The organism is Acinetobacter sp. neg1, assembly GCF_000788125.1.
Classification (GTDB): Bacteria; Pseudomonadota; Gammaproteobacteria; order Pseudomonadales; family Moraxellaceae; genus Acinetobacter; species Acinetobacter vivianii.
On sequence record NZ_JSZD01000006.1, the window covers coordinates 891,812 to 917,559 of the forward strand.

The 25,748-nt window shown below is 39.0% G+C and carries 41 protein-coding genes; 4 read left to right on the top strand and 37 right to left on the bottom strand.

The window, feature by feature from the left end; all coding sequences use genetic code 11:
• Nucleotides 1–88 precede the first annotated feature (88 nt).
• The 25 genes from PJ15_RS05120 to PJ15_RS05235 all read right to left on the bottom strand — a co-directional run bounded on the left by PJ15_RS05120 (nt 89) and on the right by PJ15_RS05235 (nt 15,994).
• Entirely contained in the window at nt 89–604 is a 516-nt protein-coding gene (locus PJ15_RS05120) for a hypothetical protein (protein ID WP_047428677.1), read from the bottom strand.
• A gap of 87 nt (nt 605–691) precedes the next feature.
• Nucleotides 692–1,609 (bottom strand): phage tail tube protein, encoded by a 918-nt coding sequence (locus tag PJ15_RS05125; protein ID WP_047428680.1) that lies wholly within the window; start codon nt 1,607–1,609, stop codon nt 692–694.
• Between the two features lie 52 nt (nt 1,610–1,661).
• A complete protein-coding gene (locus PJ15_RS05130) occupies nt 1,662–2,777 on the bottom strand; it encodes a hypothetical protein (RefSeq protein ID WP_047428683.1) in 1,116 nt (371 codons plus the stop codon).
• Complete coding sequence (locus PJ15_RS05135; RefSeq protein WP_047428686.1) at nt 2,777–3,130, bottom strand: hypothetical protein; 354 nt, start codon at nt 3,128–3,130, stop codon at nt 2,777–2,779. The genes PJ15_RS05130 and PJ15_RS05135 overlap by 1 nt, the downstream gene beginning before the upstream one ends.
• A gap of 102 nt (nt 3,131–3,232) precedes the next feature.
• On the bottom strand, nt 3,233–3,754 hold the full coding sequence (locus PJ15_RS05140; RefSeq protein ID WP_047428687.1) for an SH3 domain-containing protein: 522 nt from the start codon (nt 3,752–3,754) through the stop codon (nt 3,233–3,235).
• 98 nt (nt 3,755–3,852) lie between these two features.
• Nucleotides 3,853–4,251 carry a phage tail terminator-like protein gene (locus tag PJ15_RS05145; protein WP_047428689.1) on the bottom strand — a complete coding sequence of 133 codons (399 nt, stop codon included), beginning with the start codon at nt 4,249–4,251 and terminating at the stop codon, nt 3,853–3,855.
• A 1-nt stretch (nt 4,252) separates the two neighbouring features.
• Nucleotides 4,253–4,621 carry a hypothetical protein gene (locus tag PJ15_RS05150; RefSeq protein WP_047428691.1) on the bottom strand — a complete coding sequence of 123 codons (369 nt, stop codon included), beginning with the start codon at nt 4,619–4,621 and terminating at the stop codon, nt 4,253–4,255.
• Complete coding sequence (locus PJ15_RS05155; protein ID WP_047428692.1) at nt 4,605–5,000, bottom strand: hypothetical protein; 396 nt, start codon at nt 4,998–5,000, stop codon at nt 4,605–4,607. Before PJ15_RS05155 ends, PJ15_RS05150 begins: the two co-directional genes overlap by 17 nt.
• A gap of 51 nt (nt 5,001–5,051) precedes the next feature.
• On the bottom strand, nt 5,052–5,756 hold the full coding sequence (locus tag PJ15_RS18195) for a hypothetical protein (RefSeq protein WP_052138554.1): 705 nt from the start codon (nt 5,754–5,756) through the stop codon (nt 5,052–5,054).
• Between the two features lie 37 nt (nt 5,757–5,793).
• On the bottom strand, nt 5,794–6,162 hold the full coding sequence (locus PJ15_RS05165) for a hypothetical protein (protein ID WP_047428694.1): 369 nt from the start codon (nt 6,160–6,162) through the stop codon (nt 5,794–5,796).
• Nucleotides 6,162–6,539 carry a hypothetical protein gene (locus tag PJ15_RS05170; RefSeq protein WP_047428696.1) on the bottom strand — a complete coding sequence of 126 codons (378 nt, stop codon included), beginning with the start codon at nt 6,537–6,539 and terminating at the stop codon, nt 6,162–6,164. The genes PJ15_RS05165 and PJ15_RS05170 overlap by 1 nt, the downstream gene beginning before the upstream one ends.
• Nucleotides 6,540–6,542: 3 nt before the next feature.
• On the bottom strand, nt 6,543–6,917 hold the full coding sequence (locus tag PJ15_RS05175) for a HeH/LEM domain protein (RefSeq protein WP_047428698.1): 375 nt from the start codon (nt 6,915–6,917) through the stop codon (nt 6,543–6,545).
• Between the two features lie 87 nt (nt 6,918–7,004).
• On the bottom strand, nt 7,005–7,955 hold the full coding sequence (locus tag PJ15_RS05180) for a major capsid protein (RefSeq protein ID WP_047428700.1): 951 nt from the start codon (nt 7,953–7,955) through the stop codon (nt 7,005–7,007).
• A 16-nt stretch (nt 7,956–7,971) separates the two neighbouring features.
• Nucleotides 7,972–8,763, bottom strand: a complete 792-nt coding sequence (locus PJ15_RS05185) for a hypothetical protein (protein ID WP_047428702.1) — start codon at nt 8,761–8,763, stop codon at nt 7,972–7,974.
• Between the two features lie 102 nt (nt 8,764–8,865).
• The gene (locus PJ15_RS05190; protein ID WP_047428704.1) at nt 8,866–9,255 is read right to left on the bottom strand and encodes a Gp49 family protein; all 390 of its coding nucleotides are present in this window, start codon (nt 9,253–9,255) and stop codon (nt 8,866–8,868) included.
• Nucleotides 9,256–9,311: 56 nt separating this feature from the next.
• Nucleotides 9,312–9,527, bottom strand: coding sequence for a hypothetical protein (locus PJ15_RS05195; protein ID WP_047428707.1), 216 nt, complete (start codon nt 9,525–9,527; stop codon nt 9,312–9,314).
• A gap of 19 nt (nt 9,528–9,546) precedes the next feature.
• Nucleotides 9,547–10,653: a minor capsid protein gene (locus tag PJ15_RS05200; protein ID WP_047428709.1), complete on the bottom strand. Its 1,107-nt coding sequence runs from the start codon at nt 10,651–10,653 to the stop codon at nt 9,547–9,549.
• A gap of 12 nt (nt 10,654–10,665) precedes the next feature.
• Nucleotides 10,666–12,006 (bottom strand): DUF4055 domain-containing protein, encoded by a 1,341-nt coding sequence (locus PJ15_RS05205; RefSeq protein WP_047428711.1) that lies wholly within the window; start codon nt 12,004–12,006, stop codon nt 10,666–10,668.
• Between the two features lie 38 nt (nt 12,007–12,044).
• A complete protein-coding gene (locus PJ15_RS05210) occupies nt 12,045–13,361 on the bottom strand; it encodes a terminase (protein WP_047428713.1) in 1,317 nt (438 codons plus the stop codon).
• A complete protein-coding gene (locus tag PJ15_RS05215; protein WP_047428715.1) occupies nt 13,345–13,902 on the bottom strand; it encodes a DUF2280 domain-containing protein in 558 nt (185 codons plus the stop codon). Before PJ15_RS05215 ends, PJ15_RS05210 begins: the two co-directional genes overlap by 17 nt.
• Before the next feature lie 59 nt (nt 13,903–13,961).
• On the bottom strand, nt 13,962–14,603 hold the full coding sequence (locus PJ15_RS05220; protein ID WP_047428717.1) for a putative metallopeptidase: 642 nt from the start codon (nt 14,601–14,603) through the stop codon (nt 13,962–13,964).
• Nucleotides 14,560–15,039: a hypothetical protein gene (locus PJ15_RS05225; RefSeq protein ID WP_047428720.1), complete on the bottom strand. Its 480-nt coding sequence runs from the start codon at nt 15,037–15,039 to the stop codon at nt 14,560–14,562. The genes PJ15_RS05220 and PJ15_RS05225 overlap by 44 nt, the downstream gene beginning before the upstream one ends.
• A gap of 43 nt (nt 15,040–15,082) precedes the next feature.
• Nucleotides 15,083–15,319, bottom strand: coding sequence for a hypothetical protein (locus PJ15_RS05230; protein WP_047428722.1), 237 nt, complete (start codon nt 15,317–15,319; stop codon nt 15,083–15,085).
• Between the two features lie 165 nt (nt 15,320–15,484).
• On the bottom strand, nt 15,485–15,658 hold the full coding sequence (locus PJ15_RS18595) for a hypothetical protein (RefSeq protein WP_165569285.1): 174 nt from the start codon (nt 15,656–15,658) through the stop codon (nt 15,485–15,487).
• 126 nt (nt 15,659–15,784) lie between these two features.
• Entirely contained in the window at nt 15,785–15,994 is a 210-nt protein-coding gene (locus tag PJ15_RS05235; RefSeq protein ID WP_032866640.1) for a hypothetical protein, read from the bottom strand.
• Between the two features lie 350 nt (nt 15,995–16,344).
• On the opposite strand from PJ15_RS05235, the gene PJ15_RS05240 reads away from it, so the two are divergent.
• Nucleotides 16,345–16,533 (top strand): hypothetical protein, encoded by a 189-nt coding sequence (locus PJ15_RS05240; protein ID WP_032866638.1) that lies wholly within the window; start codon nt 16,345–16,347, stop codon nt 16,531–16,533.
• 682 nt (nt 16,534–17,215) lie between these two features.
• On the opposite strand, the gene PJ15_RS18530 is transcribed toward PJ15_RS05240, so the two are convergent.
• From PJ15_RS18530 to PJ15_RS05265, 5 genes are all read right to left on the bottom strand, one after another.
• A complete protein-coding gene (locus PJ15_RS18530; protein WP_155766443.1) occupies nt 17,216–17,383 on the bottom strand; it encodes a hypothetical protein in 168 nt (55 codons plus the stop codon).
• A 70-nt stretch (nt 17,384–17,453) separates the two neighbouring features.
• Nucleotides 17,454–17,687, bottom strand: a complete 234-nt coding sequence (locus tag PJ15_RS05250; RefSeq protein WP_032866634.1) for a hypothetical protein — start codon at nt 17,685–17,687, stop codon at nt 17,454–17,456.
• A gap of 262 nt (nt 17,688–17,949) precedes the next feature.
• On the bottom strand, nt 17,950–18,204 hold the full coding sequence (locus tag PJ15_RS05255; RefSeq protein ID WP_032868192.1) for a hypothetical protein: 255 nt from the start codon (nt 18,202–18,204) through the stop codon (nt 17,950–17,952).
• A gap of 176 nt (nt 18,205–18,380) precedes the next feature.
• Complete coding sequence (locus PJ15_RS05260; RefSeq protein ID WP_032866632.1) at nt 18,381–18,593, bottom strand: hypothetical protein; 213 nt, start codon at nt 18,591–18,593, stop codon at nt 18,381–18,383.
• Nucleotides 18,594–18,631: 38 nt separating this feature from the next.
• Nucleotides 18,632–19,078 (bottom strand): hypothetical protein, encoded by a 447-nt coding sequence (locus PJ15_RS05265; RefSeq protein ID WP_047428728.1) that lies wholly within the window; start codon nt 19,076–19,078, stop codon nt 18,632–18,634.
• A 262-nt stretch (nt 19,079–19,340) separates the two neighbouring features.
• On the opposite strand from PJ15_RS05265, the gene PJ15_RS05270 reads away from it, so the two are divergent.
• Genes PJ15_RS05270 through PJ15_RS05280 form a run of 3 tightly spaced genes read left to right on the top strand, consistent with a single transcriptional unit; the run spans nt 19,341 to nt 21,620 of the window.
• A complete protein-coding gene (locus PJ15_RS05270) occupies nt 19,341–19,742 on the top strand; it encodes a (deoxy)nucleoside triphosphate pyrophosphohydrolase (RefSeq protein WP_047428730.1) in 402 nt (133 codons plus the stop codon).
• Nucleotides 19,743–19,744: 2 nt separating this feature from the next.
• Nucleotides 19,745–20,563 carry an HNH endonuclease signature motif containing protein gene (locus PJ15_RS05275; protein ID WP_047428733.1) on the top strand — a complete coding sequence of 273 codons (819 nt, stop codon included), beginning with the start codon at nt 19,745–19,747 and terminating at the stop codon, nt 20,561–20,563.
• A gap of 10 nt (nt 20,564–20,573) precedes the next feature.
• Nucleotides 20,574–21,620 (top strand): hypothetical protein, encoded by a 1,047-nt coding sequence (locus PJ15_RS05280; protein ID WP_047428735.1) that lies wholly within the window; start codon nt 20,574–20,576, stop codon nt 21,618–21,620.
• Nucleotides 21,621–21,695: 75 nt separating this feature from the next.
• Here PJ15_RS05280 and PJ15_RS05285 read toward each other — a convergent pair whose 3' ends face one another.
• The 7 genes from PJ15_RS05285 to PJ15_RS05320 all read right to left on the bottom strand — a co-directional run bounded on the left by PJ15_RS05285 (nt 21,696) and on the right by PJ15_RS05320 (nt 25,725).
• Nucleotides 21,696–21,956 carry a hypothetical protein gene (locus tag PJ15_RS05285; protein ID WP_047429185.1) on the bottom strand — a complete coding sequence of 87 codons (261 nt, stop codon included), beginning with the start codon at nt 21,954–21,956 and terminating at the stop codon, nt 21,696–21,698.
• 172 nt (nt 21,957–22,128) lie between these two features.
• Nucleotides 22,129–22,380, bottom strand: a complete 252-nt coding sequence (locus PJ15_RS05290; protein ID WP_047428737.1) for a hypothetical protein — start codon at nt 22,378–22,380, stop codon at nt 22,129–22,131.
• 233 nt (nt 22,381–22,613) lie between these two features.
• The gene (locus PJ15_RS05295) at nt 22,614–23,114 is read right to left on the bottom strand and encodes a hypothetical protein (protein ID WP_047428739.1); all 501 of its coding nucleotides are present in this window, start codon (nt 23,112–23,114) and stop codon (nt 22,614–22,616) included.
• A complete protein-coding gene (locus tag PJ15_RS05300; protein WP_047428741.1) occupies nt 23,111–23,548 on the bottom strand; it encodes a DUF559 domain-containing protein in 438 nt (145 codons plus the stop codon). The genes PJ15_RS05295 and PJ15_RS05300 overlap by 4 nt, the downstream gene beginning before the upstream one ends.
• Nucleotides 23,548–24,597 (bottom strand): replication protein, encoded by a 1,050-nt coding sequence (locus PJ15_RS05305; protein ID WP_047428743.1) that lies wholly within the window; start codon nt 24,595–24,597, stop codon nt 23,548–23,550. The genes PJ15_RS05300 and PJ15_RS05305 overlap by 1 nt, the downstream gene beginning before the upstream one ends.
• 217 nt (nt 24,598–24,814) lie before the next feature.
• Nucleotides 24,815–25,198, bottom strand: a complete 384-nt coding sequence (locus PJ15_RS05315; protein WP_047428745.1) for a hypothetical protein — start codon at nt 25,196–25,198, stop codon at nt 24,815–24,817.
• A 74-nt stretch (nt 25,199–25,272) separates the two neighbouring features.
• The gene (locus tag PJ15_RS05320) at nt 25,273–25,725 is read right to left on the bottom strand and encodes a phage regulatory CII family protein (RefSeq protein ID WP_047428747.1); all 453 of its coding nucleotides are present in this window, start codon (nt 25,723–25,725) and stop codon (nt 25,273–25,275) included.
• Nucleotides 25,726–25,748 lie beyond the last annotated feature (23 nt).

Genomic DNA, 25,748 nt, shown 5'->3' on the forward strand with positions numbered 1-25,748 from the left:
TATCGTCTGGATCTGCAAATCGTGCTGAAGGCCAGCAGAATTGATTCAGCTGCATAGGATGATTCTGGTGGCTCAGGAATATGTCCACCTAAGAATTTGATTTGTTCGATTTCGTGCGGCGTTTTCGTCGCATAGGTTTTTTGGTACTTGTAGAGCTCAATGACTTTCCCAGGATAACGGCTTTATCCTTATCCGCATTTTCCTGAATCTTCTGAGCTTCCGTTTTAATGAATAACCAGATGGCCACACCAATGTCACCAAGATTAAAGAGCTTGGAAGCGTTCTCGGCTGTATAAGGCATATCAGTCTCAACCGTTTTACCGTTCACTGCCTCAGCGAAGAATACGCCCTTCCAGTCTTCAATCAGATGCGCAGCACAGGCATCCATCAATAACTCATGATAAAGCTTGTCAGCTGGATCTATGGTCATTACGTCATAGCCTTTGGATGTGATCTGATTCCCAGCACGTTCGATCGCGACCTGAAACGGTTTATAGGCAATGCCACGGATCTTGAATTCAGCCTGAACTTTTCCTTCAACATTTTTGAACTGGCACCATTTAGATACTTCTGAACTTTGTACAATACCGACTTTTAACGCCATAACGACCTCTAAAATTTAAGCAATAAAAAAGCCCATGGCACTACATAGGCTTGGTTTTAATTAAATGAATACTTGTGTACGCGCTTATTACAACAGCGCACGCACAATGGTTGGGCTGGTACGCACCTGGGCAAAGTTGATGTCTACCGTGATGATGTCATCACCACCGCCGTCTGGATGATTGGCTTCCATGACTTCCAGCTGCGGGAAGTTCAGAGAGTACTTACTGCCTTTGTTGTCCGTGATATCAAAGCCTAAGGTAAACACATCACGGGTTTTGATTGCATCAATCCATGCGGCAGATGTCGCAGAGAACATGAAATTACCGTTTACACCGATATCCATCATTTTCTCTAAGTAGAACTCTGGGGTGTATTTACCAGATCCAATACAACGGATTGCTTCGAGGTTGTTATTAAAGTTAATAGTGAGTGTCTGTAGACAAGCTTTCCCCTGAATCGACTGACCGTTGATCAGTAACTTTTCAACGTTTGGCATACTGACCACTGGACGGCTTGAAGCTGGTACCGGATTAGTCACTGGATTCACTTGCTGACGGGTAAACGAACTACCGACCAGACCAAAGTTACCTGTGATCTTTCCTGTAGTCTGAATCGTAATCTCACCAGTGTTGACCTGTACACCACGATAAATAAAGACTTGGCCAATATCTTCAAAAACCTTAACCAAGGTCAGGGATTTACGGATACCACCGCCAAAGCTTAGGGAATTGGCCGCCCAGTTATTAAAGGCTAGTACACTCAGGAATAAATCAAAAGTACCAAGGGATAGTTCAAATTCCAGTTGGCCAGTCACCTCAGCTTCAGTAACAGATGCACCCTGACGGAAACGTGAATCCACCACTTCATTACTTTGTTCAGTAGAAACGTTTTCTGATAATCCATCTGATACACGGCGAACAGTGTACCAAACTGGATTTGCTGGAGTTGTACCGAGTACTGCTTCTTCACAAGCATATAACCGGATTTTTGCGCCTGAACTCATTTATTGTTCTCCAAATTTTAGGCATTAAAAAACCCGCTGTTAGAGCGGGTTGTTAAAGTGATTCGTTTGAGGGTTCGTTCTGGATCTCTGGTGGCTCTACACCCTCCAAGGCTGCAGCTACCGCCTGAGACAAGTTCGTAGGCTGGAACTCAGCTGGGGTTTCACCATAAGGTGATTCATACTCAGGATCAGGATCTGGTTCAGGCTCTTGATGCAAGCGAATATCAATCCAGCGTGTTTCTGGAATATCAATCGGCTTTGTATAATCTGGTACGATCGATGCTGATTCAATATCGAATTTTTTCTTATAGGTCTTAATGGAAATATCACCATTTTCTAACTGCTCATAAGCAACTGCAACGATGACATTACCATTGGCATCCTTTGGCATTTCGATATACCAGCCTTCTTGAGCAAAGCCTAAAGAACCTTGAATTAAATAGTCTCCTACATCCATCTTTTCAAAAGTAATGGATTGCTTAGCGGCATCATCATTCAGCTCAAGCGAATCAGCAAATAATCGTGCAATTGGTGAAGCTGCTTTAAATACGCCGTTTGAATCAACGGTGAAACCTTTAGATCGCAACTCCCCCGTACCCTCGACGGTTACCAGCTTTCCACTTGTTTCACTATTGTTGGTTGTAGCAATTACCGGGTTCTGACTGGTATAAACGATTTGTTCTGTTTTCATCAGGACATCTGTAGCTGCAATATGTGTCCAAGCAATAACAGCCATTTGATTTGCTCGAGTAGATGCGTAATAGGGTAAAAATAATTCCGTTGCTGTTTTATTTGTTCTTGCTACAACAATTGAGGGTGCATAGCCCGCTACAAGCGGGTTTCTATAAATGGTTCCAGGTGCATTTCTAAATCCTGTTCTTTGGGGTGTATTTCGATACCAGACATCTAAATCAGTTTCAGAGCTTGTCGGTGCCATACCACCATAACCAAAACTGGAAAGGCCAGAATTAGTATACTCGGGCACATTCCCAACATCTGCGCCTATTGTTTTAGTTGCCGCATTTCCTACACCTTGAACTTGTGTCCAATCAGGTGTCAGATTTGGAATACCAGAGGCAAAAGGCAACATAAACTGTTGCTTACCTTGAGCGAAGTTATAGGGAAAAGGTCGATGCTCCCAGTTAAACTTAAAAACGAGATTGGCCATTAAGATGTTACTCCCTCAATTACCTGAAACGTCAAAGTTTCAGAATGTTGAGTCACGCCACCGACTACAGCTTTAAGATCCATCTGAACTAGTCCCAGTGGCCATGTGCTTGTAGTTGCACTTGATTTCACGTTTAACCAACCTTTCTGGTTCGTCTGATTTAGAGCTGTACATGTCAGCGCGGCTACGGCTTCACCAGTATTGAGAGTTTTAACTTGTGAACCAAAAACATATCCAGTTAGGTTAATCGCACGGCGCACATCATCTGGTGGAAATTGCAGAGCATCGTCCATATCGACAAGCTGCAAATTCAGGTTAAAGGTGTCACCGCGCTTAAAAACAAAATTGCTCATAAGTGATTCCTATAGATATAAAAAAACCACCGATGAGGTGGTAGTGGTTAAAGTGAAAAACCTCCACTTTGGAGGTCGTATATTTAAATAATCTATGTGGTTTTATCTTGGCTTATATCTTTTATTACCACCACTCGTAATACAATAATGTCCGCCTCTTGGCCCTACGCAATAATCCACTACAGCACAAGAACAATCATTATCATCATAATACGTTTTTTCAGAGCTTCTATTCGAGTAGTTGCTTTGGGAACCTAAAGTTTGATAATTGGAAGATTTTGAAACATTAGCTTTTTGCTTATAACACTCTTCCATCTCACATAAGAGCTTTTCAGAAATCCATTGAGGTGAGTTTGGAGTTAATGAAATACGGACCCAATTACCTTTCCGTTCATAAATATCAACTTTTTCACCTCGCTTTAATTTCCCAACCACTCCTCCTTTAGGCTTATCTCTAATATTTAAAGAATTGGTGTTTATATATTTAGACTCTAAAATCTCTTCTGCAGTATTTGTTGAACTTTCAGTGCTGGAATTGTTACTGGAATGATCATCGTTACCAGAACCGAAAATTGCTAAAGCAAAAATTCCTGCAGCTCCCCAACCTAATGTTGAATTCTTCATTTTTACCTTTTGTTATAATTTATAATTTCATGAACAAGAAGTATACATTAAGAATGGTTTTTAAAATTCATTTAAATTTTTTTAATTAATCGCTTGAGTTAATTAATCTTATATCCAATCACAACATTATATTGGATAAAATCACCATCTTTGCCAGTATTAAGTGCTTGCCCCTGCAGACACTCCAGATGATCAATATTAAAATACTCGAAATGATTCAGTAATGCATCACTGAGCTCGGTAATCGCTTTCTCTCCAGTATGCAGTCGGTCAAAGCATTGAATCATAATAGTGCCTGTTCGCCGTGTGCAAGGCTTGTCAGCAATACCTGAAATAAAGCTTGATCCACCAGCAATCGTTAAACGGCACCACAAGCCAGTTTCAGGCGCCTTAAAGCTTGGGGTATTAGGATACTGGATTCGTGCTTGATCGATACCAGTGAAGCCCTGCATGCGAGCAATGATGGCTTGTCTCGCCTGCTCTAATGTCATTGCCATGTCAGCCACCGTACTTTTGGGAAATAAAGTTAAACGTCGTGCTATAGATGCCCTGCGGTGCCTGATCTGACCAGCCATTTTCCAGACGTTCAGCATAAGGCAGATTGTTCTGGATATAGACCAGATTACCCAGCTTGATTTTAACCGCCTGTACTGCAGCATCCTGATCGGCATTTACCTCAGGTCCACGGACACCCATATCAGCAGACCCAATAGAGACAATGTGAGAAGCACGATATGCACCGGTATCGACTGGACTCGAAGCAACCAAGGATTGAACTGAATCCATCACAATATTTTTTACATGCGCTTCTGAATCGCTGACGATCTGCACGGCGAAATCAGTTGGCTTTTTACCCTTCCACCCCATCCTTCACCTCACTTGATTGGTACATCTCGAAGAGATCCTGAGCGATCGCTTGAATTGAATAAGCTTCAAATTCAGTGCTCGGCTCACGTTCACCCATCAATACTCGAACTTGCTGCCAAAGGTGCACCGCTTCATGTAAGAGCAGCCCATACACTTCGATAAGATCACGATCTGAAGTATCACCAAGTTGAACAACTGCATAAGTCCCTGCCTGATAATAATCAACTTGCGCTGCAGCACCATCTATCGAGAGGAACTGATCTGCTTCTTGCATGTCATCAAATAACAGATCCATGTGAAGTTGATTGCGGGCCAATGTGTATTGGATGTGCTGAAATGGTGACATATACCATTCAGGCACATAGTTTGTATTTACCATGGATTCTCCTATTTTATAGACATAAAAAAACCCGCTGTTGCGAGTTTTTTGTCAATTTTGAACTTTTATTGCATCTAACTTTGAAATAAGTTCTGTATGTAATTCTTCATAATTTTGCATTCTGCTTACTGATTTCTTTTTATAAATATCAAAATGCACTGTATACAAATTTAGTAATTCTCCTTCATTTTCCGCATTATCAATATTTTGTAATTGAACTTTCAAGGAAGCCAAATTAATTAAATAATTAACGAACATCCACATATCCATAATTAACAAATGTGTTAATTTAGCAAACTCTCTTAACTCATTCGTTGAGTTATCTGAATCCAAAGAAGAAGCAATCATTCCTTTTTCAAGTATTAATAACTTGATGTCATATGCCTTTTGTAAAACGTCCTCAGGCCTTTCAATTTTTGAACTTTTAAATCTAAATTTAATATCTATCCTATCTAAATCATTATTGGTTTTAATTATGAAATGATATAACTCCAACCCAATATTTTCATTACGAATCTCAACGTGCGATTCCCTCCAATCACTAAATAATATAAAAGCAGCAACGGGAGCCAGAAAAGCAGCTGCCAGTGTTAAGGCATCTTTTAAGACATCATATGCATCTTTAGGATTGAATTTGTAATTAAAAAGTGGGTATTCACTTTTAAAAAAGAATGCAATTACTAAATACCAAAAAATTCCACAAAATGTCCAAAAACCAATAATTTTAATTTTCTCATTAAGCGCTTTCTTTGCCATATATCCCCCTAATTTAGAAGGATATTAGATCAAGATATCAAACCTTTCTCAACTGGCATTTCCAGATTGTTTCCGCTGGATCCTGCTGAATATGCATGACTCGAAACTTACCAAGTGGTGTAATCCACTCATCAGCAATTTTCGGAACCATGGTTACTTCATTCTGCAGAACAACAGCCTTTTTATCAGTGGCCAAGACACCGAGCGTCTGGATCTCATATTGATTGTATGAGCCAAATAACACACCACGGCCAGAATAGTTCTCTTTAATCGTCTTATGCATTTCGGTCAGAGGATCCCAATCAGTTTTGATGATCCGCTCACACGAAAAGGATTGAACGGCATCTGCCAGATCCTCATTAAACGCCTCGGCAATGTCTGCTTGCAGCTCGTCACGCAAACCCATTAGATCCTCCGGATAAAAAATACTGAAGAGCGCTTGGTGAATGGCTTAATCAGATCCAGAATGTATTGCTCAGTGGCATTCAGCTTTACTGATCCATCCTGGTATTCCTTTTCTGACTCAACCTCAGCTTTCACACGCTTACGCTTTAAGGCCTGTTCCTGCCCTTGGTACAGCTCACCCTTCATGATGCCCTTAATGATTTCGTATGAAGCCAACTTTAATGCCTTAGGCACTAATGTTACATCTTCATAAGGTTTCACATTTCGGGCAATCAGATAGGCTTCGGCCTTTTGCAAATAATCAGCCTTATCACTGGTAGATAAAGCATCAAAGCCTTTTACATGTTCAATCGCTTCATGTTCAGTGATAAAGCTCATGGATTATTCCTTTGACTCTTGTGGGATAAGTGCTAGCAAGTCATCTTTACGGGTAACGCCGTCAAATGAAATACCTTTTTCGATCAATACAGCTTTGATTTCATCAACCTTGAGTGATGAATAATCAACAGGCTTATCCTGTTCTTGGTTATCACCAGCAGTTTGTTGATCATTTTGCGACTGGTTATTACCTGCACCTGTTGGGTTCTGATCACCCGTACCAGCTTCCAGCTCAGCAATACGTGCCTTCATTGCATCAGGATCGTTTTTGAATGCAATAAACTCACCTTTGATGCCAGCTAGTTGTTCTTCAAGTTCATTTACTTTGTCTTGTGTCATTTGTCGTTCCCGTGCCCGGTTAAATGATGAAAGTCCCATGTGAGGATCTCCAAATAAAGTTATGGGCTGCCTTCCCGTAATTACCGAAAGGCAAAAATACTAAAGGCGGGATTACCCGCCTTTTCGTTATTTGACCTTATGTTTGAATGCCACAATGCGAATCTGCTTTGGATCGTATACGCGCTCCCAGTTACTTTCTGTCGAAAGACCGTCATTGTTCGGTGCAATACCCATTGCTCCAGCCCATTTAATACCACGAGGATGCAGTACAAAGTGACGGCGGTTAATCAGAATATCGGAACCAGCCAAGCTGTCACGGTCTGTTTCCACACCTACTGGTGCACCGATATCCTGGAAGCCAATTGCACCTTGGCCAAACAGGAATGAAGTAAATACATCACCATCAACAGGCATGCCATCATCAACAATGACACGGCGATCCATAAAAGTTTTATAAAGCACAACACCATCTGCATCACGAACGGTTTCAATCAGACCTTGTTTCGCCAATGCAGCCATCGTTGCTGAGTGCATAGCAATTGCAGTTAATTTATCAACAGCATCACCCAACTTATAAGACGCATCGATAAAAGAAACTCCGTCAATCACCGCAGCTGCGCCTGCACCCGCTGAAATATCGTGGATATTACTGGCCATACTGTCAGAACCAAACACACCTTTAAGCGTATTCACGGTAAAGCCCTGAAATTCACGAGCCCAATAATCTGCAACAAGATCACCAATCGCACCCAATGGATCATCACCAGACAATGCTTTGGCTAAGTCATTGGCACCCCATGCTTTACCACGGGCATGTAAAATCGCAATATCCTGACCTGCTGCAATGTTATTTACAGTTAAAGCACGACTATCTGAAAGAACTTCAGACTCACCATCCAGATCATTCCAGAATGGAATATTTACGGTAGAACCACCTTGGGTTCCAAATGCCACTTCAACATCCAGCTCACCGACAATGCCTGACTGCCATAAAGCAGACTTCTGGGTAGTTTTGTTTAGAACATACTGAGTGAATAATTCTGGAACGATTACATCAGCAATTTTTGTTTCAGCCATTTGGCCTTCTCCTTAATTAAAGTTTAATACCGTGTTTTGCAGCAAGCTCTTTGGCCAGCTGCGGATTTTCATTTCTTAATTGGGCAAGTTTGGTGAGGTTCACCGAGCCATCAGGTTTAGTGATATCGACCTGAGTTTTTGTATTGGTGCTGCCAGGTGAACCCGAACCATTTGCTTTTGGCCAGAAGTAAGGTTTTTGTTCACGCAAGGTTTCGACCCATTCCTTTGGTGATAATGGCGTCTTGCCATCTTTACCAATGACGACGTCACCGTTTGAATCGACTGCGACCGCTTTACCATCCTCATCTAATACAAATTTAGACTGGGCAAGAAATGCGATATCGACAGTTGCTTCTGGTAGGGCTTCAAGTTCAAGAGCAGCCTGTACAATCTGGCTTTGAACTACGGACTGTTTAAACTTATTGGCATAGGCTTCGGCCTGATCAGCACGTTCTTTTTCAGCATTCAGTAATTTGTCATGTTGTTCACGCATCTTCTCGGTACGCTTCTGGATGACTTCGCCAACCTTGCCTTCAGCAATTAACTTTGCATCTTCATCAAGTTCCAGTTGGGCAAATAACTTTTTAACGGTTTCAGGATCGATACCCTCAAACTGTTTCTGCAGCCGTTGTAATTCGCGTTGTGCAGTCTTAGCGGCATCACGCTCGCTTTGAAGTGCAGTTTTTAGGCCTTTGGGATCTTCGTAACCTTCTAAGTCAAAGCGAAACTTCCCGTCCTCCTCAACATACAAAGCACGATGTTCTTCTTGGATCTGGTCCAATGAATCTACAATAAATGGCAATGACATGTTCAAACCTCTCGTTTGGTTAAGTTGTGCCTTATCTCAAGGCAATAAAAAAAGCGCCCTTAGGACGCTTGAATTGATAAATATTTAGAACTTTGTTGAGATTTACTGTTGTTGCAATTTCTCCTTAAGCAAATAACCCTCTAACGCCCAAATTTTATTACGGGCATTTTCATACGCAACTTTCCGGCCAATTTCAGCATTAAAGTTTTCAGGGCTTGCACATGCAGATTCACCTGTAACCGTAAAACCATTTTTAAGTATAATTACACAAAATGTCAGTAGGTCTAATTCCTGAGGAGTAATTACCACACGCTCCTCTTCAGGAAGATTGTTAAATTCTGCGGAACCAGTAATTGCTCCAACAAAGCCATCACCTGCGGTAAAGTAGGCAACATGTTTAATAACTGAATCGATATGACTCGGTATTAAGCGAGGTGCATTTAGCCCCTTACTTTGAATTTCATTTTCAATTTGTTGCTCGGTATTTGACATTTCTTTTACTCACAAAAAAAGCACCCTTTTGGGTGCCTTACGATTAATGAAAATAGTTAATCAGATTCTAGCGTTTTGACTGTGACGCTCGTAAACACATAACGATCAGGCCGATCAATTTCAGACACATCAGTAAAATTCAGGTAAATATCATGAATATTGACACCCGTTTCGATTTCAAACTTATTGACCAGTTCTGCAATCTGAACCGTTAGAGCTTTTTCCAGTTCTTCCTTGCGCTTTTTGCATTCGCAGATTGATAATTTAGACATTTTAAATACCTTCCTTACTTTAAATACCCAGCTCTTTAAAAGCTCGTTCATCCAGAAGTCTTAATTGCTCTAATGTATAAAGCTCACCTTCAGGATCGAAGAACTTTTCAAAATCAAACTTTCCCTCTTTGTAGAGCTTGTAGCGTTTAGGACCTAGCCATTCCTTTTGAAAGAAATCATCTGTTTTTTTGAAAAACTCTTTAAAGGTGGTATTTGCATCTAGCTGGCCAATCAGCTGATCACGTTCATCTTTAGGTATGTCCTTAACTTTGCGCTCATCCATCACAAAAGGACGTTGACCAGCAAGTTGCCCATCCTTATCAACTGGGACCAAAGTACTCCGACAGTTTGGATGAAGTGGCGGTACACGCTTTGCAGGATCATTTATCGCCCATACAGTGCCATCTAATGAAGCGCAAACTTTTGAGGTTCTTCCATCAAGTACGCTGATGAACCTGACATATTGAATATCTAGATCTTTAAAGCTGTTTAAATAGGCTTGATTAGAGACATGAGTACGTATAGTCCTCACCGTACGATCAATATCAGTTTTGGTACTGTTTAAAAGCCCATCTTCATATTGAAGTCGTTTGGTACCACGGATACGTTTAATAATCTGGTGATTCGTCATCCCAGTATTAATTCCATCACGAATCGCATATTCCACTCTCTGACGGGCAGTTTCTGCGATTTTAGATAAAAGTTCATCAACAAGCGCTCCACCTGCTAAAGGGACCTGTTTCGCTGCTTTATAAAGCTGTTCTCCTTTATGAGCTTTCTTTGAATGGCCAAACAGCTTTGCCGTGTAATTGGCTTCATAAACTGCAAATGAAATGGCTGATATGGCGAACGTCTCTGGTATAGCAACATGAATTGACGTAAACCACTGGTTAATGAGATCCCGAACTTCGCGTAAATTTGAAGTTGTATACTGACCACCAGCAAGCGCAATCTTCTCGGCATCACTTAATTCATCAAGCAAACCATTTAATCGGGTCAGCATATCCATCGTTGCATCGTTAAAGATACCTAGCAGTTCATTCACGGATCTCGAAGAAGCACGATATAAATATGCCTGATGCTGGGTCAGAACATTAAACAGAATTTTTTCATCATGATTTGCCATAAAACGTTACCTCTATAGTGGCGCACTCTCCTGTTCTACTTCTATACGCTCTAATTCATCTTTATATTCATGTGCTGGTAATTTCCCAGTCACCAGATATTCCCAGTATGTCTGGAAAGAATTCTTGCCTGCTAGTGCACCTTCGTAAAGTTGTTTAGCAAGATTGATATCGTATTGCCCTACGACAAATTCAGGCTTCACTGTAAATGCGTATTTAGAAGGATCCAGCTTTAGCCACTGAGCCGCATATTTAAGAGCTTGTTCAATAGCTTCAGCAGCACACATCACAATGCTGTGCAAGCTGGCATGCTGATCATCCTGACGTGCACGGCGGGCTTCACCAGACTCCTGGCTATTGGTATCAATCACCTTTGCACCAGCTTCAAGCGCTGCATTCTTTTGGGCATCCATTTCCTTTTTGGTCATATCAATACCATCACCCGAAATTTCTAAATATCCGCAGGTTGAATCCTTTGGTAGATCCCAAACGGCCATGACTCCAGTCACACTAATATCGGTTCCTTCATCTAAACCACTAATCCAAGGTTGAGGATGCGCTGTATGGTGCAAGGACTGGTAATAATCCGCACTCAACTGGTAATACTTCAAAGCAGCTTTGGCCATGGTTAATAGTGGTACCGATCCGACATGCGGTGAATTGTCTGTGGTACCGCAGAATACAAACGGCGTAAAAGAAAGCTGGTTTCCGCCTAGATCTGGCGTTTTATCTTCAGGTAAAGCCCCATCAAATAACCGAACCGTTAAAGCACCATCCTGCATGGATAAAACACGGTGTACGGTTTTAGTTTCGTGGCCAAACTCATCTTCGCTATTATCAAATTGCTCCTCGAGCACCAACAGCTTGAGATCCTTACGGCCGCCAATGCTGTTCTCTTTCCAGTTGATAATGGAAAGCGCATCATACATAGCGAAATAAGGCACGCCATCACCATCTACGTCCACCAATAAGCCACAACGACCGCATTCAAGCAGTTCAACACATACACGGATAAATAGCTGCTTTAACCCAAAACCATCATTGGTCGCGTTATTGATCAGCCCTTTAAGCAAAGAACTCTCAATCACGATATCTGGCTCAAGTTTTGAGACCAACCCGATCATGGTCCGTAATGAATCCTGAACCCATAATGGATACTGAGCACGGTTCACATATGCCTTATAGATCTCACCTGTAGTGTCACCCTGCTTCTCGGCCTCAATCATGCCTGCTGATTTAGAGAGGTACTTTGTTGTGGCCTGCTTAATCTGCTCTTCGCCAGCAATGGAATCACGCATCATCTGCCAGCTTTTTTGTGCAGCCTTATACTGCGGATGTCTATCAGTAACTGCCATAAAAACACCATAAAAAAAGCACCTGTAAGGTGCGTTGGTTAAGACATGCCTCGGATCCTGCGCATTCCTGCTGACTTTTTGTCGATCGGGAATAAATATGCGATTGGATAAGTACCTGCATCATTCATATGGTCAAAGCCAGACTTCTTATCCGGTTGCCCATAATCATCATAGATCTGACGTTCCAGACATTTTGCAAAGTGTGGACACTTAATTACGTTTACGAATAATCGACGCTCAGACAAGGTATTGCAGAGCATGCCATTCATTGAATTGATTCGATCCTTCACAGCAGGGTTTCTGCTGTTGACGTGGACCTTAAATCCAGCCTTTCTGAGTAATGCCAGATCCGTTTCACTGGCATTGCTAGACTTGCGGTTCTCACCTGAAGCATCGGGATAAACAGCAACCTCATGATCCGGATAGCGTTCCTGAATTGCTTCAATCATTGCTGGTGTATCAAATAGGTTTACAAACTCATCGACCGCATGCATCTGCTCACCACGGCGAACATAGACCACTGCTGCCATCTTAGTGACATTAAAGTCCATGCCGATGTGGAGTACATCATTCGGCTTAACCGTTTCATTCGATGCGCTTAGCGTTCGATTAAAGCAATAGAAGATAACGCCCTGGTAACTTTCAAAGCTGGCCTCGTATTCCTGGCTAAATGTCTTAGGATCCATCTTGCGTTTCGCAACAATGATCTCTGACTCAGGAATATTCCCGCCCTGAAGTGATGTATAGGAAAAACTTTTACAGTCTGGTTCATGTCCAGGCTGCCCATCCATGAACGTGTCATAACAGTGGTTAAAGCCTTTAGGAGTACCAATCCTCAAAACATTTCCACCAACCCGCTGTTCGCCGTTGACCACGTACTTACAGGTTGAAAGCATTGGTCGAAGTACTTCTTCCCATGCTGCCCATTTACAGTCGGCCCATTCATCAATAATCAGGAAAAATAAGCCAGATCCACGAAGGTCATCATAGTTATCCAGACCAACCACACGAATAACATGGCCACTTCTTAAAGTGATTGAACACTCGGTTTCATTTGGCTTGCCTGCTCTCCATGAGGCAGGAATAGCTTGTTTTAACCGTTTCCAGAATACCCGCTTGGCTTGCTTAAAGGTCGGTGCTGCATACCAGATCTCATCTTCAACCGACACGTTCCATTGAGCTGCCAGTCTTGCTGCCCTGCGCATCTCGGCTTTGGCCAAGAACGTTTTACCAAAACGGCGGCCACATACAGCATCACGAAAACGCGCTTCTTTCTGCCAGCCCCATAAATAGATATTGGCCTGTTTTGGGGTTAATTGAACTGAACCTTCTGGAGGATTAAAGAATTGGCTCATCTGGTATCTCCTCATCAGGATTCAAAACAAGTTTGTAATCCTCACCAGGTGGACGATGCTCCGGTGGATTCACTTCACGCTGCAGCTTTTGCAGTTCTAACTTTTTAATCTCAAGTTCTACATCAGCTTTGGTCTGACCTGCTTCACCGCCGTTGCCTTGAGTTGGCTGACCACCCTTCTTGTCATAAAATCCCTTCATGATTTTTTGCATCTGCTCAACAATCTGGAGTGTCATCCTGACGTTGTTCTTTTTAGACCAGAGCAGATCATTCAGGATCTTTAACTGAACGATGTCGTTTGCTCCACTGATCTTATGGATCGGCTGCTCAAGATACTTTTCTCTAATGGCTTCAAATGCCTCTTTAAATTCCTTACTGAGATCTCGGCCAGCAACCTTAGTTGGATCGTATGTTTCAACCTGTTGACGTGAAACATCAATGTTAAATTCTTCCTTGACGAGCACCACTGTCTCTTGTGGGGTATTAAAGACGGCAAGTGATTGCACAATAAAGAGTTTTTGCTTTTTATTTAACGTCGCCATTTCTCTCTATCCGTCAAGGTACGTCAAGGAAACATGGCAAAAAAAATGAGCCAAACGGCTCAACTTATTAAACATGTCCCACAGCACTTGGAAATATTTACATCATTTACAAACGGCGTTTGCTTCGCCACTTCTACAAGTCGCTTCACGTTTTCGCTCGCTCCCCATCGTTTAACGACACCCACAAACTCTTCAACGTCATGGCCAGTCAGATAATGTTTAGGTAATCCAGTCATATCACTCAATAAAGGTTCGCCGTCCTCGTCCCGCTCAACACCAATATGGTAGAGCTCATGTTCGATCAAAGCACAAAAGTCCCGATCTGAGGCCTGTTCGCAAAAACTGGCATCAATTGTGATGAGGTAAACTGGCACATAACCAAACCAGTCCCGCATCTGCTGCTCTTGTCGGGCTTTACGCCATCCGCCCTGGTTAAACATAACCTTTTCGCACTGACCAAGCACCATACGCTTTTTGGCTACACATGCTGATGATGCCCAAGCAAATGCCAGAAACTCTTCACTATCGTGCATGAGCTCAGCAATATGGTCATGATCCGGGTTATGTAGTGGTCCACCAATGGTTAAAAAGTTCTTTACCACCCAGTCCATAAGATCCGGTGCAGGTGCAAGGCGTATTGCTTCTTCCTCGTCGGCTTTATCCATCAATTCCGTCGGTGGAAATGGTCTGATCTGGCTCATTGAATTTATGCCTTTTTAAACTTTTAAGCCATTGGTCAGCATGACTTGCTTCTATCTGCGTTGGTCCTGATTCATCAATCTTGTATCGAGTAGATGATTCAATACGTATAACGGTATAACCCTTTTCCCAAGCCTCATCATATTTATCCAGGCTCCAAGCTTTATTTGCCAATTTACCTTTACGTCCACCGGACCAAGGGCCACCAGAAATCTCTATTAAGATCCGGTGCTCAATAAGATGGAAGTCATAACGCCAATGCTTTGTTGATTTGAATTGGAATAATTTTTCGTACTTGATCTCTAATATCTGTAGAGCACGTTCCATATCTTGAAAGGTATCTAGATAGGCTTGTTTGGCTTTCGGCAGCGGCCTACTTTTAGGTTTGGTTTTGGGTGGATGCTTTTTGGTGAGTTGGAAATATTTTTGGTTATCCATAAATTTTGCCCATAAAAAAGAGCACCTAGGTGCTCTCTTACTATTACTGATTTTTGTATAAGGCAAAATTTATTGCCCTTTCATATGCTTCTTCTTTCAGTTCTGTGTATACAAAGAAATACTGCTCTTGTTTGGTAACAGGATTGCTAAGCCTCATTGGTTCATAACTATGAGTATTTAAATCACAAGGATCAACATCAAATGTATCCATCTGCTGATCTCGCCATTCTCCACTTAAAACACCACCCACACACAACCATTTAGTTGAGTTGTCAGACATATATCCCTCTTGCAATTAGTGGATACAATCTTATACCACAGAAAATCAAAAGCCCTGCTAACACATATTATTAACAGGGCTTCTTGTGACGACATATGCTCGGCTAGTTGATAGGCATTAACGCCGTACAATTAAGAAGACTATCTTTTGATAAGTTAAGTTTGATTAACTACGAAGATGACTTTCAACTTTAAATGTTAAAGAAATTTTCAATTCTTTATCCAAATAAATAATTCTATTTACTTTCATCCTTTTTTTAAGTCTCTCTAAGGCGGCATCAACTTTAGCGGTAATCAATGTCTCTTCTTCCTGATCAAGATCTGGAATATATTTAATCACTTATTTAGTCCCTTAACGCATATGCTCATTGGCATTGATAAAGCATATTTATAAAATATACAAGTTTATTAAGGTTTTTTTAACAATGTATGAATTCATGAAAAAAAACCGCCGAAGCGGTTCTTTTCATTTTATATAGTAGCTACTACCATCTGAGCTATTAAAAACCCAATCTAATGTCGGGTAAATAATTTCACCTTTTATCAAAATATATTCAATTTTTGAACTTTGGACCCGTTTTCTTGAAAGTGTAATTTCAGTATTTTCCTCTAGATAGCATGCCTGTGCTCTTCTTTCGCTACCCTGATAATCAACAACTGTAATGTCTTTTAGCATCAATATGCTCCAGTTTAATCAATCATAGTATGCCTAGAAGTACATTTATACAAACTATAATTTTCTAACTATCAATTTTTATTATTTTGCAGAATTTTTAAAAGAATTCCTGAACAAAAATATATATGTGTGCTTTATGTACACCTAGTTGAAATTTATAGAGCATGTATCCGGCCTTTAACTGATAAGACTCAAGCAGTTATATATAATTGATTTTATTTGTGAAATATTTCATCGAGATAAATCTTATCTGTAGCACATATCAACACATATAGATCTTAAAACTACCGTAGTGTAACGACTTTTAAAGCGTAGTATAGGCTCTCCACAGTGAAGTAAAGAAGATTAAAATGTCTGATTTTAAAGATTTTTCTAAAAAAGCTACAAAAGATAATGAAGCAAACCAGCAAGTTCAAGCAAATGAACATACCGAAGTTACCACCCCTAACAAACCACAACCAGATACAACTGCCACCCCCGCTTCCGATCAAAACGATAAAGGGGTGCAACCTAATCACAATACATCTACACCGAGCTAAAAATCTAACTTAAAAATAAAGCCTTACAGTATTTTGTAAGGCTTTTTATTGTTATTTTATAAATTAATTTTTTAAGAACACCTTCATCATAACTTGCAAGTTCGTCTACACCAAAATCTTGGCAAATCCAAAACTATCTTAATACTCTCATAATGCGCTAATCATGTTATTACTATGAAAATAGAGCCAAATATATTTTTACAATACAAAAGACTTAGCGGATTATGATTCCAATCAAACTAACAACCTTACTTATCATGTAGATATTTTTCAATTCGCTCATATACATACTTTCGATCCAGGCTCTCAGGTATCCAAAAAATATGTTTAAGATGATGCTTCTCAAATACATTTCGGATATATTCTGTAGATTCCAACGTATCTATATTGGTAATTTTAAAACTATCTGATTTGTATTCTTCTATCGGTAGAATTTGGCCATCCAAAACACCAGAAATAAAAATATTCATTCTGTTGCACTCTGACAAAAAATCACTATAGCATGTAAAAAACCAAATATTTCATATCTAGATTTTACTTACATTTCAAATAATGTGATGTCTATGAAGATGTGTGATTTTCTATCTTTCAAATTTATAAATTTAATTTTTTAATTACTTAAAGTATAACAATTGGATCGTATGAATTTCATTTCTAAAGATTTATAAAAAATCTAAAAATATCATTTTTTCGAAAATCCACTTTTTGTTTTTCGCTGATTATTTTTAAGTTTTTTGGTATTTACTATAGCTGCTCTCTGCCTTTTTTTCATCTTTTCTAAAGCAGATTCGGTTATGGCGATCATTAAGGATTGAAATTCTTGGTCTTCATTTGGAATATATTCAACCATGCAACTCCTCCTTAAGATAAAAGCAACTTATCTATAAAGAAAAATATTTCTGCTTAAGAAAAATCACACCTTATTCAATTTTATCAATAATATACTGCCTACCTATAAATCTTTTAAGCTGTTGTTGATTTAAAATATCATGAAACTCTATATCAACATCAATTTGAGTATCTTCATATAACCACCTAATCTTATGTATTATTTGATTATTTCCTTCCTTAATAGCATTAATAATAGGTTCAATGATTGACTGAACACGGAATTTCTCACCTGTTTCAATGTTTTTTAATGTGATAATTGTCATTTTTATCTCCTTATGGAGACTCTTTATACTATATATTTGAGTAAATGTTAGTAAAGTTATTAAAGATTGGTGCAGTTAATATAGTTATTGGGTAATCACACCCTCTTAAAAATCTATGAATTAAATTTTAATATCCTTAATAATTATAGCTTTGCTTTATACTGAAATACTCTCTGTTAGTGGACTGGCCTCGCCCTAGTGGGATTAAGGGTTAAAATAAAAAAAGCCCACCAATGGTAGGGGCTAAATTTAAATTAGTAATTCAAATTACATAAATATCTGTTTCCACTTGATCCCACAATGCCAATATCTGATCACGATGAACAATTGGTTCTTCTGTCTCAAGTATATAAAATGATTTTACTGTTCCTTGGAAGCTTATTTGCCTACGGGCATAGACACAAACAGGCCTAGCTATTCCAGTGTATGGGCTATAAGGTTTAAGTATTTGAGCTTTATCCATTTCCTCTGTTTCAACTAAGGAACCAGACATATGACCACCAATGTAAAAAGTCATAACCACACCCTTCATTGATTAAATATAGATCAATTTTATTATAAATTAAATAAAAGCAAAGGAAGTATATTTAATATAAACAATTATTTTCAATGAACATAAATCTAAAAAAACCAGCTAGTTGCGGCACAAAAAAGGAAACCTCCCGAAGAAGGTTTTTTTAGAGTTAGTCTGATTTAATCGAAGTATGTCTCAATATTAAAATACTTTTTAATGTATGCATTTGCCTTTAAAGCTTCATCAAACTTAATCGCGATTGACTCTTTATTAAGGCTGTTATGAGGCTTAAAATTTATATTGACGACATAAGCCTCTGATTGTTTTGAAAAAGCGGCACTTAGGACTTCACTAGCATTAATACAAGATCCATTTTTTAAATCTATAAACATTCTTCCCTCCTCTTTTTTCCTTTGTTTGTGAGTGATGATTAATTATGTTGATCTCTATAATCCTGACTATTAAAGTAAGTAGCGATATCTTCAGTAGACTTGGATTTAGAATAACTCCAAAGCAATTTCCTGAGCTCTGAATCAAAATCGATATCAGATCCTATATCAACAAAATACCTTGGTTTTCTTTTAATCTTACTTTCAGTGACATTCTCAACCAAACTTGCCAACCAAAGCTTATACTCATCTTTATGTTTATGGTGAGGTATTATGCTGATATCTAGATTTATTTTTCTGTCAGTACAGGTCTTAAAACAGTCTTCAACATCCACATCATGACACCGAAGCTTCAGTCCCGTATCTTTAAGTTCTTTCCTAAGCTGTAAAAATATCAAATCCAATAATTCTTGCGGGTCTGTTGAAAATTTATTTTCCACTTCAAGTTTTGAATATATTTTTTCAGCAATTTTTAAGTATTGAGGCATTTCCTCGCCCTCTAGAATAATTGTTGATGCGACAACAACCCATCTAAAGTAAACCTAACACCAGTCAAAAAGTGTAATTTTTAAACACTAACTTGTAATCTCTACAATACATTTGTATCAAAAATAAAAAAGCCCACCTTCCGATGAGCTTTAATTTCTATGATCTACTTATACTTCGACCACTATAACGTAAAAATAGCATTTGCCCTGCGCAGGGTCAAGTCATGTTATTAAAACAAGAAATTAGCTTATAATCAGCACCATGAAAAAGTTAAGCGTTGTAGCAGCAGTAATCATCCATGAAGGAAAATATTTATGTGCTTTAAAAGGTGGACATAAATACCCGTATTTGTCGAATAAGTATGAATTTCCTGGTGGAAAGGTTGAGCCTAATGAAACGGCAGAGCAAGCACTTAGACGTGAGATCCATGAAGAGCTGAATCTGGCCATTGATGTGAAAAGTTATCTTTTAACTGTTGAGCATTCTTATCCAGATTTCCAGATTGAACTGGCCACTTATTTATGTGAAGCCACGGGTATTAATAAATTGGTAATACATGAACACCAGGATATCAAGTGGTGCCAAATTGGTGAGTTAGAACAACTTGACTGGGCTGCAGCCGATCTACCTATTGTCCAATATTTACTAAATAACAAGATTTAAGCATGACAAAAGATTTTAAAAATTTAGAACCTGGTACCGTTTTAGATAATGCAGGACTTTGTGAATATTTTGGTTGTTCGCCACAAGGTGGAATGCGCCGGTCTCTTAAGACAAATACCTTAGTAATCATCTCGAATCACGTTGAATCAATCTATGAAGATAGATGGATTGGTGATGAACTTCATTACACGGGTATGGGACAAGTTGGGAACCAAGAGCTTAAAAGCCAGAATAAAACGCTCGCTGAGAGCCATACTAACGGCGTTTCAGTTCATCTATTCGAAGTATTCACAGATAAAGAATATATTTACCAGGGCCCTGTTACGCTCATTAGTGAGCCCTATCAAAAGATTCAGCCGGATGCGAATAAACAAGATCGTACCGTTTGGATCTTCCCGCTTAAGCTATTAGATACCCGTACTACAATTAGCGCTGAGACCATCGTTAAAGCCAGTCAGAAGAAACAGCGTAAATATAAAAGAAAATCGACTGAGCAACTTATCGCAGATGCCAAAGCTTCAGCACAGACAGAAGTTAGCTATCGTAATACCCAGACCAAATATTACATCCGTTCGGATTCTATTGCTCAGTTAGCAAAACGTTTGGCCAATGGTATTTGCCAGCTATGTGAGCAACCGGCTCCTTTTAAAGATGCAAATGGCGAGCCCTACCTGGAGACTCACCACATTGAATGGCTAGCACATGGCGGTGCTGATACGGTTGAGAACACTGTTGCCCTTTGCCCGAATTGTCATAAAAAGATGCATATTGTGAATGCTGAGGCAGACCGAGAAAAACTGTTAAATATTAATTTAAAATGAGAATAAGGCAATGAATTTTAAGGAATTCTTTTTAGCTTTTGGTGTTTCGCTTTTAGTCGGATATTGGTATGAAGCAGGTAGATTAATTGTTGAAGGTTATACCTACAATACCGGATATGATTATTTAAGTTTAAACTTTGATTTTGCTGACTATGTTCATATAGGTTTTTTTGCAAATTTATTAATATTTATACCTAAAATTATTTATATTATCTGTTTTCTTATCATAGCCTTTATACTTTACATCTATAGAAACAAATTAAAGCATTTAGAAATCAAAATAGAATGGCTTTTCAAGTTACTTTGGATTAAATATATAAAGAAAAGAAAAAATATAGATAAAAAAGTACTCTTTTTTAAATATGCTAGAAGAGTCTTAAAAATCAACTTAAAAAATAGAAGGAAAAAATTTCCCAAATATCTAATGCTATCCTATTTCTTTCTCGTATTTTCATTGTTTGGTTTTTATATTGTTTTGCTAAGTGTACTCAAATTTTATGAGCGTGGCCAAAATTCAGCCGTTCAAGATGTACTTAATCAAACAAAATATATTACGTATAAAGATAAAAAAATGTTTAAATTATTGTGTGGAAAAAATCTCTGTATATTTTCAGATAAGGGGCTAACTTTCTTCAAGCTAATTGAAGAAAAAAGCTATGATATTAAAGAACTTATATCAATTAAAAACATATCAACTAAAGATAAAGATTTTACTTTTTATCATTTAAAAACAGAGCTACCAAACGATAGAGAAAAAATTATTTACGTTCAAATAAACTACAAAAAAAATTATTACAATATTATGAAAAATTATCCGTTTGAGTTTAGATTACATGCCAAGAATGCACTACCTTACACCTCCCCCATGCTAATTGAGAAAACATGTTATCGTAATACTGAAGATGGTTTTACAAAAGGTTTGAATAATATAAATTCAAAAAAAGAAGAGCCACTTCCACATTTCATATCGTTCAGAATTCCTAAAGAAAGAGAAATAGTAGCTATTGATATTTTTAATCCAGTTGAAAAAATACAGTCTATTAATTATTGTAAATAAAAATTATGCATGATTATTTACCTAATTTTTTAATGACATTCTTATTAAAAAGCCCGTCATTTGACAGGCTTTTTTTTAGCACTTATAGGAATCTTCCTGAGCCTTACTAAACTCTAAAAACTCCTGAATCAATCCATCAATGATATTAAAAATACGTTTCAATTCTAGGAATACTGATTCAGGTACATCATAAACTTTGTTGATATATTGAATTTTCTTCTCACACAGATTCCGGACGGCGCCTATCATTACGGCTAGATCCGCTACCTGCTCATAAGCCAAAGCATAGCCATCTGCGATATCGCTTGCGTCGTACAATTGATTAAGGGATCTCATTTTAATATGCACTCCCCATCTCAATTGTTTTAATGAAAAAAATGAATTTCCAAATTGATTGGAAATTTTGAAAATATAATATGCTCATGGAAATACCACCTAATGGTAACAGCGCCCTACTGCTCTGTTTTAATCCAATTTTGTGCCCATATTGAGCACAAGTCAAGTCTTACTACTCTAGAATTTTTTCTAATAGATGAATTGCTCCTTCAATCGCTTCCTTTCGTTTTCTTGCAATTTCTAATAATTCAGTTGTAATCCCTACTGGAATTGGACGATCACCATCTAACCAGTGATTTATTCTTCGCCGATCGACCCCTAAGAAGTCAGCAAGTTGAATCTTAAAACTTGTCCCATATAGAGACTTACCAATTGATTCAAGTTGCTCAGGAGTCAAACGATGATCTTCATTTGATTCAGACATATACCTTTTCCAGAAAATTAAGTACTTAAGTAAGTACTTGCTTAAAGCTCCATGACATTTTTATCTAAAAATAAGTCAGCGCTTACTCGTAAAATTTTAAAAGCATTATTCCATATTTTAAGTATTATTCTGAAAACATTTAACACATTTAGGTATAGGTTTTAGCCTAACGCGTCTTAAACGTTTCCAGTCAAATTACTAAATCATTTTTGAAATATTTTATTAGTTTTAAGCTAAAACCCAATAAACCCATACCGACAATGCAACGCTGCTAAACCACATTTAACGTCTTGTCTGGCATCGTTTTGAGTACGTTCTTCATTTGCCATTTCAGACCATGACTGACCTCGAAAGTAGCGATCAACTATAGCATCTAGCCATTCGTCCATGATTTCGCTCCGGCCAAACATATCCAGTATTAAACGCTGCACAGCACGTGCTTCATTATCATTAATTGCACAAGTGACTTTGCCTCGCTTTGGTCGTGTTGGCTCAGGAGAAACATCTGAAATATAGTCAGCGATGACTTGATTACTTTTCTTCTTTGTCAGCTTTTTGGCATGTCGGGTTTTAGCAGCGTTATCCATCGCTACGGCAATTGGATTGATACTCTGGCCACATGGACCAGTATGGCTATAGAGCCAGGCACCGAACTGGTATAACCAGCCTTCCAAATCGAATCGTGACCAATCTATTGCCTGCATGATATGCATCTTTTCAATCACCAATGTCATTTTATACCTCTTACCAATTGCACTATCTGTTGTACTGCTAAACCTGATTTCACTTGTTGTGTGCTGAACCGTAAAACCTGAAATCCTAAAATTGCTGCTGCGTTGTATTTTTCCATGTCACCGATGTAACCAGTGCCACGTGTATGTCTTCCACCTGACCAGATCCCGCCTTCAACCTCGATCAGGATCTTGGTATTGCTGATCAGGAAATCTGCACGCCATTTGCGTGTCGGATGAAACTTGTATTCAGGTTCAAAGCCAATGCCTAAGGCTCTTAAATCTCGCATCAGGATTAATTCACCTTCGCTTGGTTCCTGCTGCTGGGATTTAGCTCTAGACTTGGTTTTCCTGTTTGCTTTGGATTTGGTCACTTTTGTTTGGCGAGACAGCTTAAGGATTTCTTCCCGGTACTGGGCAAGGCTCATGCTACTCATCAGGCTGCATTCCCCTTGTATTCATTGCTTATGTTGATCAGGTACTCAGCCCACTTCTTGAGATTTGCAGGATCTTTAAGCAATGATTCCAAACGCTTAGCCAGTTGTTCGTAGCTTTCGTTACCATGTGAATATTTAGCGAACTCAGGTAACCGGGATAACTTGCTTGCAAAGAAATATCTCTGTTTGTCGCTCAATCCCTTTGATGCATTCTGTGGAACTTGAACTCGCCCTTCTGATTTCAACTGTGAAGTAGCTTGTTTCTCGTATTTGAAATATGCCTTCAGCAACCAGTCTGCAAACAAGTAAATTTTGAAATCAGGATTATGGTTCCTGTCTGCATTGAAATTCTCAAATGCCTCAAGTTCTCGTTTGAACCACTTCGCGTCAGTAATTTTCTCAACTGGAATTGAATCATTTGCCGAAGCAATCTGATCTTTCAATTTTTTCAAAACCAACCAGCTCTTTTTTTTATTTTGATTAGTTTTTTTTGATAGTGTTTTTTGTGTGTAAAAATTTTTAACTAGCAGCGGTAAAATATTTTTACTAGTGAGGTTAAAATTTTTAACTAGTAAAGTTTTTTTACTATGACACTTGAGGCGGATTTCCCCACTATTAGGTGTTTCTGGACTGACGTGATTTCGAGAATTTTCAGGGTGGTTAAAATTTTTAACCAGTACGCGTGGATAGCTTGTATTGGTGAAGCTAAATTCTTTGACTAGTAAAAATTTTTTACCAGGGAATTTTATTCTTTCTCCAATATTGTAGTTATCAATTAGCGAATAGACATTCCCATAGATTGAAGGAGGATGCTTCTTTACTAATCCGACTTTGACTAACTCATTGAGGCATTTAACAACAGTAGGTCTACTTTTGCCTGAAAGCTCTTCCAACTGGCTTAATGAAAGTGAATCACTATCTTTCCCCCAGCCTCGAGTTTTTCTCACAATCAGTAAATAGATCTTCACAGATGCATCACTGAGTTTATTCATTGCTTCATCAACAAAGGCATTCGTAATTTGAAATGAGTTTGGTACGAACTTGCTCATGACCTGCCTCCATTCTTAGAATTCTCATACTTGTCTGCATAATCTGGATCGATCCATCGGCACTCGAAGTCATAAACATACAAATTTGCGATTTCACGGGCGCATTCAACACATAAGCAAATGCGCCGACTCATACGGTGGATTGGATAAAAAATTTCTTTGGTATGGCAGAGATCACAGAAGATTCTTTCATCTACTTTGGTTTGGTTGTTGTGGCTCATGTCATCTCCTTTTGAGCATTCAGCGCTCTACTCAGGAATTTAGAAAAATCATTGCTAATCACACGGCAGTTTTTTGAAATGTGGTTTTCAATATCATGATCGTCACCCATATCCAGAATGACTAAATCTGTATTGCCTGATCGCTTACCTGCCTGTATTTCTGTAACCGTGGCATGACGTAATAACGCTGTTGATGTAACTCGTTGAAGTAATAAACTTCCTTTAAGCGGTTTAATAGAAACGCAAGTGTTGCTATGAACTTTGTAGATCTCATGAAGTGCGTTGTTGCCACCACTGATATAAACAACTACGTCGCCTTTCACATAATCAGAATTCTGTTTGTCTTTGCCAGCCTGTTTTGCTAGATTGTGTCTGTTCATATTTTCTTCTCGCTTAGCAAGTATGAATAAAGGTCATAAAACCGCTTCCGCTGCTCAAAACAGGAAACGTTTTTTTATTGGTCCTGAATGCAGGCATTAATTTGCTGCTCCAGCGTGGCAAGCAGTACATGCATGTCATGTATGACCTTTGCCATGTCGATTGCCTCACCTTTTGTTATTCGCCCATCCGCAAGCATTTCTCTAAACTGCTTACTTACGTTGCCTTTCTTAATACCGATATTTAGAAAAGTATCCATCAGGCAACTGTCTCTTTTGCTCTCAGGTATATCCGGCAGATCGATAGCTGCTTTGCCATGTTCTGCGCAGATCGCTTGGAGTATCCGAAAATCCCCTGTTATGCCCATCAGCTTTGTCGCTTCAAGCAAAGTCAGGTGATGTGTTTCCGTGTTTGGGTTGACCTTGCTGTTGAGCACCGCCGGGCTTTTGATGCCCATACGTGATGCAAGCGCATTTGCCCCGCCTTTAAAGTCGTGAACCGTGTGGTAAGCCGCATCTAATATGTTCATTGCGAGTCCTTTTGAACGTGTTT

What these genes read in the sequence shown, in the direction of transcription:
- PJ15_RS05120 (WP_047428677.1), bottom strand. Translation starts at nt 604, where the DNA reads ATGGCGTTAAAAGTCGGTATTGTACAAAGTTCAGAAGTATCTAAATGG.
- PJ15_RS05125 (WP_047428680.1), bottom strand. Translation starts at nt 1,609, where the DNA reads ATGAGTTCAGGCGCAAAAATCCGGTTATATGCTTGTGAAGAAGCAGTA.
- PJ15_RS05130 (WP_047428683.1), bottom strand. Translation starts at nt 2,777, where the DNA reads ATGGCCAATCTCGTTTTTAAGTTTAACTGGGAGCATCGACCTTTTCCC.
- PJ15_RS05135 (WP_047428686.1), bottom strand. Translation starts at nt 3,130, where the DNA reads ATGAGCAATTTTGTTTTTAAGCGCGGTGACACCTTTAACCTGAATTTG.
- PJ15_RS05140 (WP_047428687.1), bottom strand. Translation starts at nt 3,754, where the DNA reads ATGAAGAATTCAACATTAGGTTGGGGAGCTGCAGGAATTTTTGCTTTA.
- PJ15_RS05145 (WP_047428689.1), bottom strand. Translation starts at nt 4,251, where the DNA reads ATGGCAATGACATTAGAGCAGGCGAGACAAGCCATCATTGCTCGCATG.
- PJ15_RS05150 (WP_047428691.1), bottom strand. Translation starts at nt 4,621, where the DNA reads ATGGGGTGGAAGGGTAAAAAGCCAACTGATTTCGCCGTGCAGATCGTC.
- PJ15_RS05155 (WP_047428692.1), bottom strand. Translation starts at nt 5,000, where the DNA reads ATGGTAAATACAAACTATGTGCCTGAATGGTATATGTCACCATTTCAG.
- PJ15_RS18195 (WP_052138554.1), bottom strand. Translation starts at nt 5,756, where the DNA reads ATGGCAAAGAAAGCGCTTAATGAGAAAATTAAAATTATTGGTTTTTGG.
- PJ15_RS05165 (WP_047428694.1), bottom strand. Translation starts at nt 6,162, where the DNA reads ATGGGTTTGCGTGACGAGCTGCAAGCAGACATTGCCGAGGCGTTTAAT.
- PJ15_RS05170 (WP_047428696.1), bottom strand. Translation starts at nt 6,539, where the DNA reads ATGAGCTTTATCACTGAACATGAAGCGATTGAACATGTAAAAGGCTTT.
- PJ15_RS05175 (WP_047428698.1), bottom strand. Translation starts at nt 6,917, where the DNA reads ATGGGACTTTCATCATTTAACCGGGCACGGGAACGACAAATGACACAA.
- PJ15_RS05180 (WP_047428700.1), bottom strand. Translation starts at nt 7,955, where the DNA reads ATGGCTGAAACAAAAATTGCTGATGTAATCGTTCCAGAATTATTCACT.
- PJ15_RS05185 (WP_047428702.1), bottom strand. Translation starts at nt 8,763, where the DNA reads ATGTCATTGCCATTTATTGTAGATTCATTGGACCAGATCCAAGAAGAA.
- PJ15_RS05190 (WP_047428704.1), bottom strand. Translation starts at nt 9,255, where the DNA reads ATGTCAAATACCGAGCAACAAATTGAAAATGAAATTCAAAGTAAGGGG.
- PJ15_RS05195 (WP_047428707.1), bottom strand. Translation starts at nt 9,527, where the DNA reads ATGTCTAAATTATCAATCTGCGAATGCAAAAAGCGCAAGGAAGAACTG.
- PJ15_RS05200 (WP_047428709.1), bottom strand. Translation starts at nt 10,653, where the DNA reads ATGGCAAATCATGATGAAAAAATTCTGTTTAATGTTCTGACCCAGCAT.
- PJ15_RS05205 (WP_047428711.1), bottom strand. Translation starts at nt 12,006, where the DNA reads ATGGCAGTTACTGATAGACATCCGCAGTATAAGGCTGCACAAAAAAGC.
- PJ15_RS05210 (WP_047428713.1), bottom strand. Translation starts at nt 13,361, where the DNA reads ATGAGCCAATTCTTTAATCCTCCAGAAGGTTCAGTTCAATTAACCCCA.
- PJ15_RS05215 (WP_047428715.1), bottom strand. Translation starts at nt 13,902, where the DNA reads ATGGCGACGTTAAATAAAAAGCAAAAACTCTTTATTGTGCAATCACTT.
- PJ15_RS05220 (WP_047428717.1), bottom strand. Translation starts at nt 14,603, where the DNA reads ATGAGCCAGATCAGACCATTTCCACCGACGGAATTGATGGATAAAGCC.
- PJ15_RS05225 (WP_047428720.1), bottom strand. Translation starts at nt 15,039, where the DNA reads ATGGATAACCAAAAATATTTCCAACTCACCAAAAAGCATCCACCCAAA.
- PJ15_RS05230 (WP_047428722.1), bottom strand. Translation starts at nt 15,319, where the DNA reads ATGTCTGACAACTCAACTAAATGGTTGTGTGTGGGTGGTGTTTTAAGT.
- PJ15_RS05235 (WP_032866640.1), bottom strand. Translation starts at nt 15,994, where the DNA reads ATGCTAAAAGACATTACAGTTGTTGATTATCAGGGTAGCGAAAGAAGA.
- PJ15_RS05240 (WP_032866638.1), top strand. Translation starts at nt 16,345, where the DNA reads ATGTCTGATTTTAAAGATTTTTCTAAAAAAGCTACAAAAGATAATGAA.
- PJ15_RS18530 (WP_155766443.1), bottom strand. Translation starts at nt 17,383, where the DNA reads ATGGTTGAATATATTCCAAATGAAGACCAAGAATTTCAATCCTTAATG.
- PJ15_RS05250 (WP_032866634.1), bottom strand. Translation starts at nt 17,687, where the DNA reads ATGACAATTATCACATTAAAAAACATTGAAACAGGTGAGAAATTCCGT.
- PJ15_RS05255 (WP_032868192.1), bottom strand. Translation starts at nt 18,204, where the DNA reads ATGACTTTTTACATTGGTGGTCATATGTCTGGTTCCTTAGTTGAAACA.
- PJ15_RS05260 (WP_032866632.1), bottom strand. Translation starts at nt 18,593, where the DNA reads ATGTTTATAGATTTAAAAAATGGATCTTGTATTAATGCTAGTGAAGTC.
- PJ15_RS05265 (WP_047428728.1), bottom strand. Translation starts at nt 19,078, where the DNA reads ATGCCTCAATACTTAAAAATTGCTGAAAAAATATATTCAAAACTTGAA.
- PJ15_RS05270 (WP_047428730.1), top strand. Translation starts at nt 19,341, where the DNA reads ATGAAAAAGTTAAGCGTTGTAGCAGCAGTAATCATCCATGAAGGAAAA.
- PJ15_RS05275 (WP_047428733.1), top strand. Translation starts at nt 19,745, where the DNA reads ATGACAAAAGATTTTAAAAATTTAGAACCTGGTACCGTTTTAGATAAT.
- PJ15_RS05280 (WP_047428735.1), top strand. Translation starts at nt 20,574, where the DNA reads ATGAATTTTAAGGAATTCTTTTTAGCTTTTGGTGTTTCGCTTTTAGTC.
- PJ15_RS05285 (WP_047429185.1), bottom strand. Translation starts at nt 21,956, where the DNA reads ATGAGATCCCTTAATCAATTGTACGACGCAAGCGATATCGCAGATGGC.
- PJ15_RS05290 (WP_047428737.1), bottom strand. Translation starts at nt 22,380, where the DNA reads ATGTCTGAATCAAATGAAGATCATCGTTTGACTCCTGAGCAACTTGAA.
- PJ15_RS05295 (WP_047428739.1), bottom strand. Translation starts at nt 23,114, where the DNA reads ATGACATTGGTGATTGAAAAGATGCATATCATGCAGGCAATAGATTGG.
- PJ15_RS05300 (WP_047428741.1), bottom strand. Translation starts at nt 23,548, where the DNA reads ATGAGTAGCATGAGCCTTGCCCAGTACCGGGAAGAAATCCTTAAGCTG.
- PJ15_RS05305 (WP_047428743.1), bottom strand. Translation starts at nt 24,597, where the DNA reads ATGAGCAAGTTCGTACCAAACTCATTTCAAATTACGAATGCCTTTGTT.
- PJ15_RS05315 (WP_047428745.1), bottom strand. Translation starts at nt 25,198, where the DNA reads ATGAACAGACACAATCTAGCAAAACAGGCTGGCAAAGACAAACAGAAT.
- PJ15_RS05320 (WP_047428747.1), bottom strand. Translation starts at nt 25,725, where the DNA reads ATGAACATATTAGATGCGGCTTACCACACGGTTCACGACTTTAAAGGC.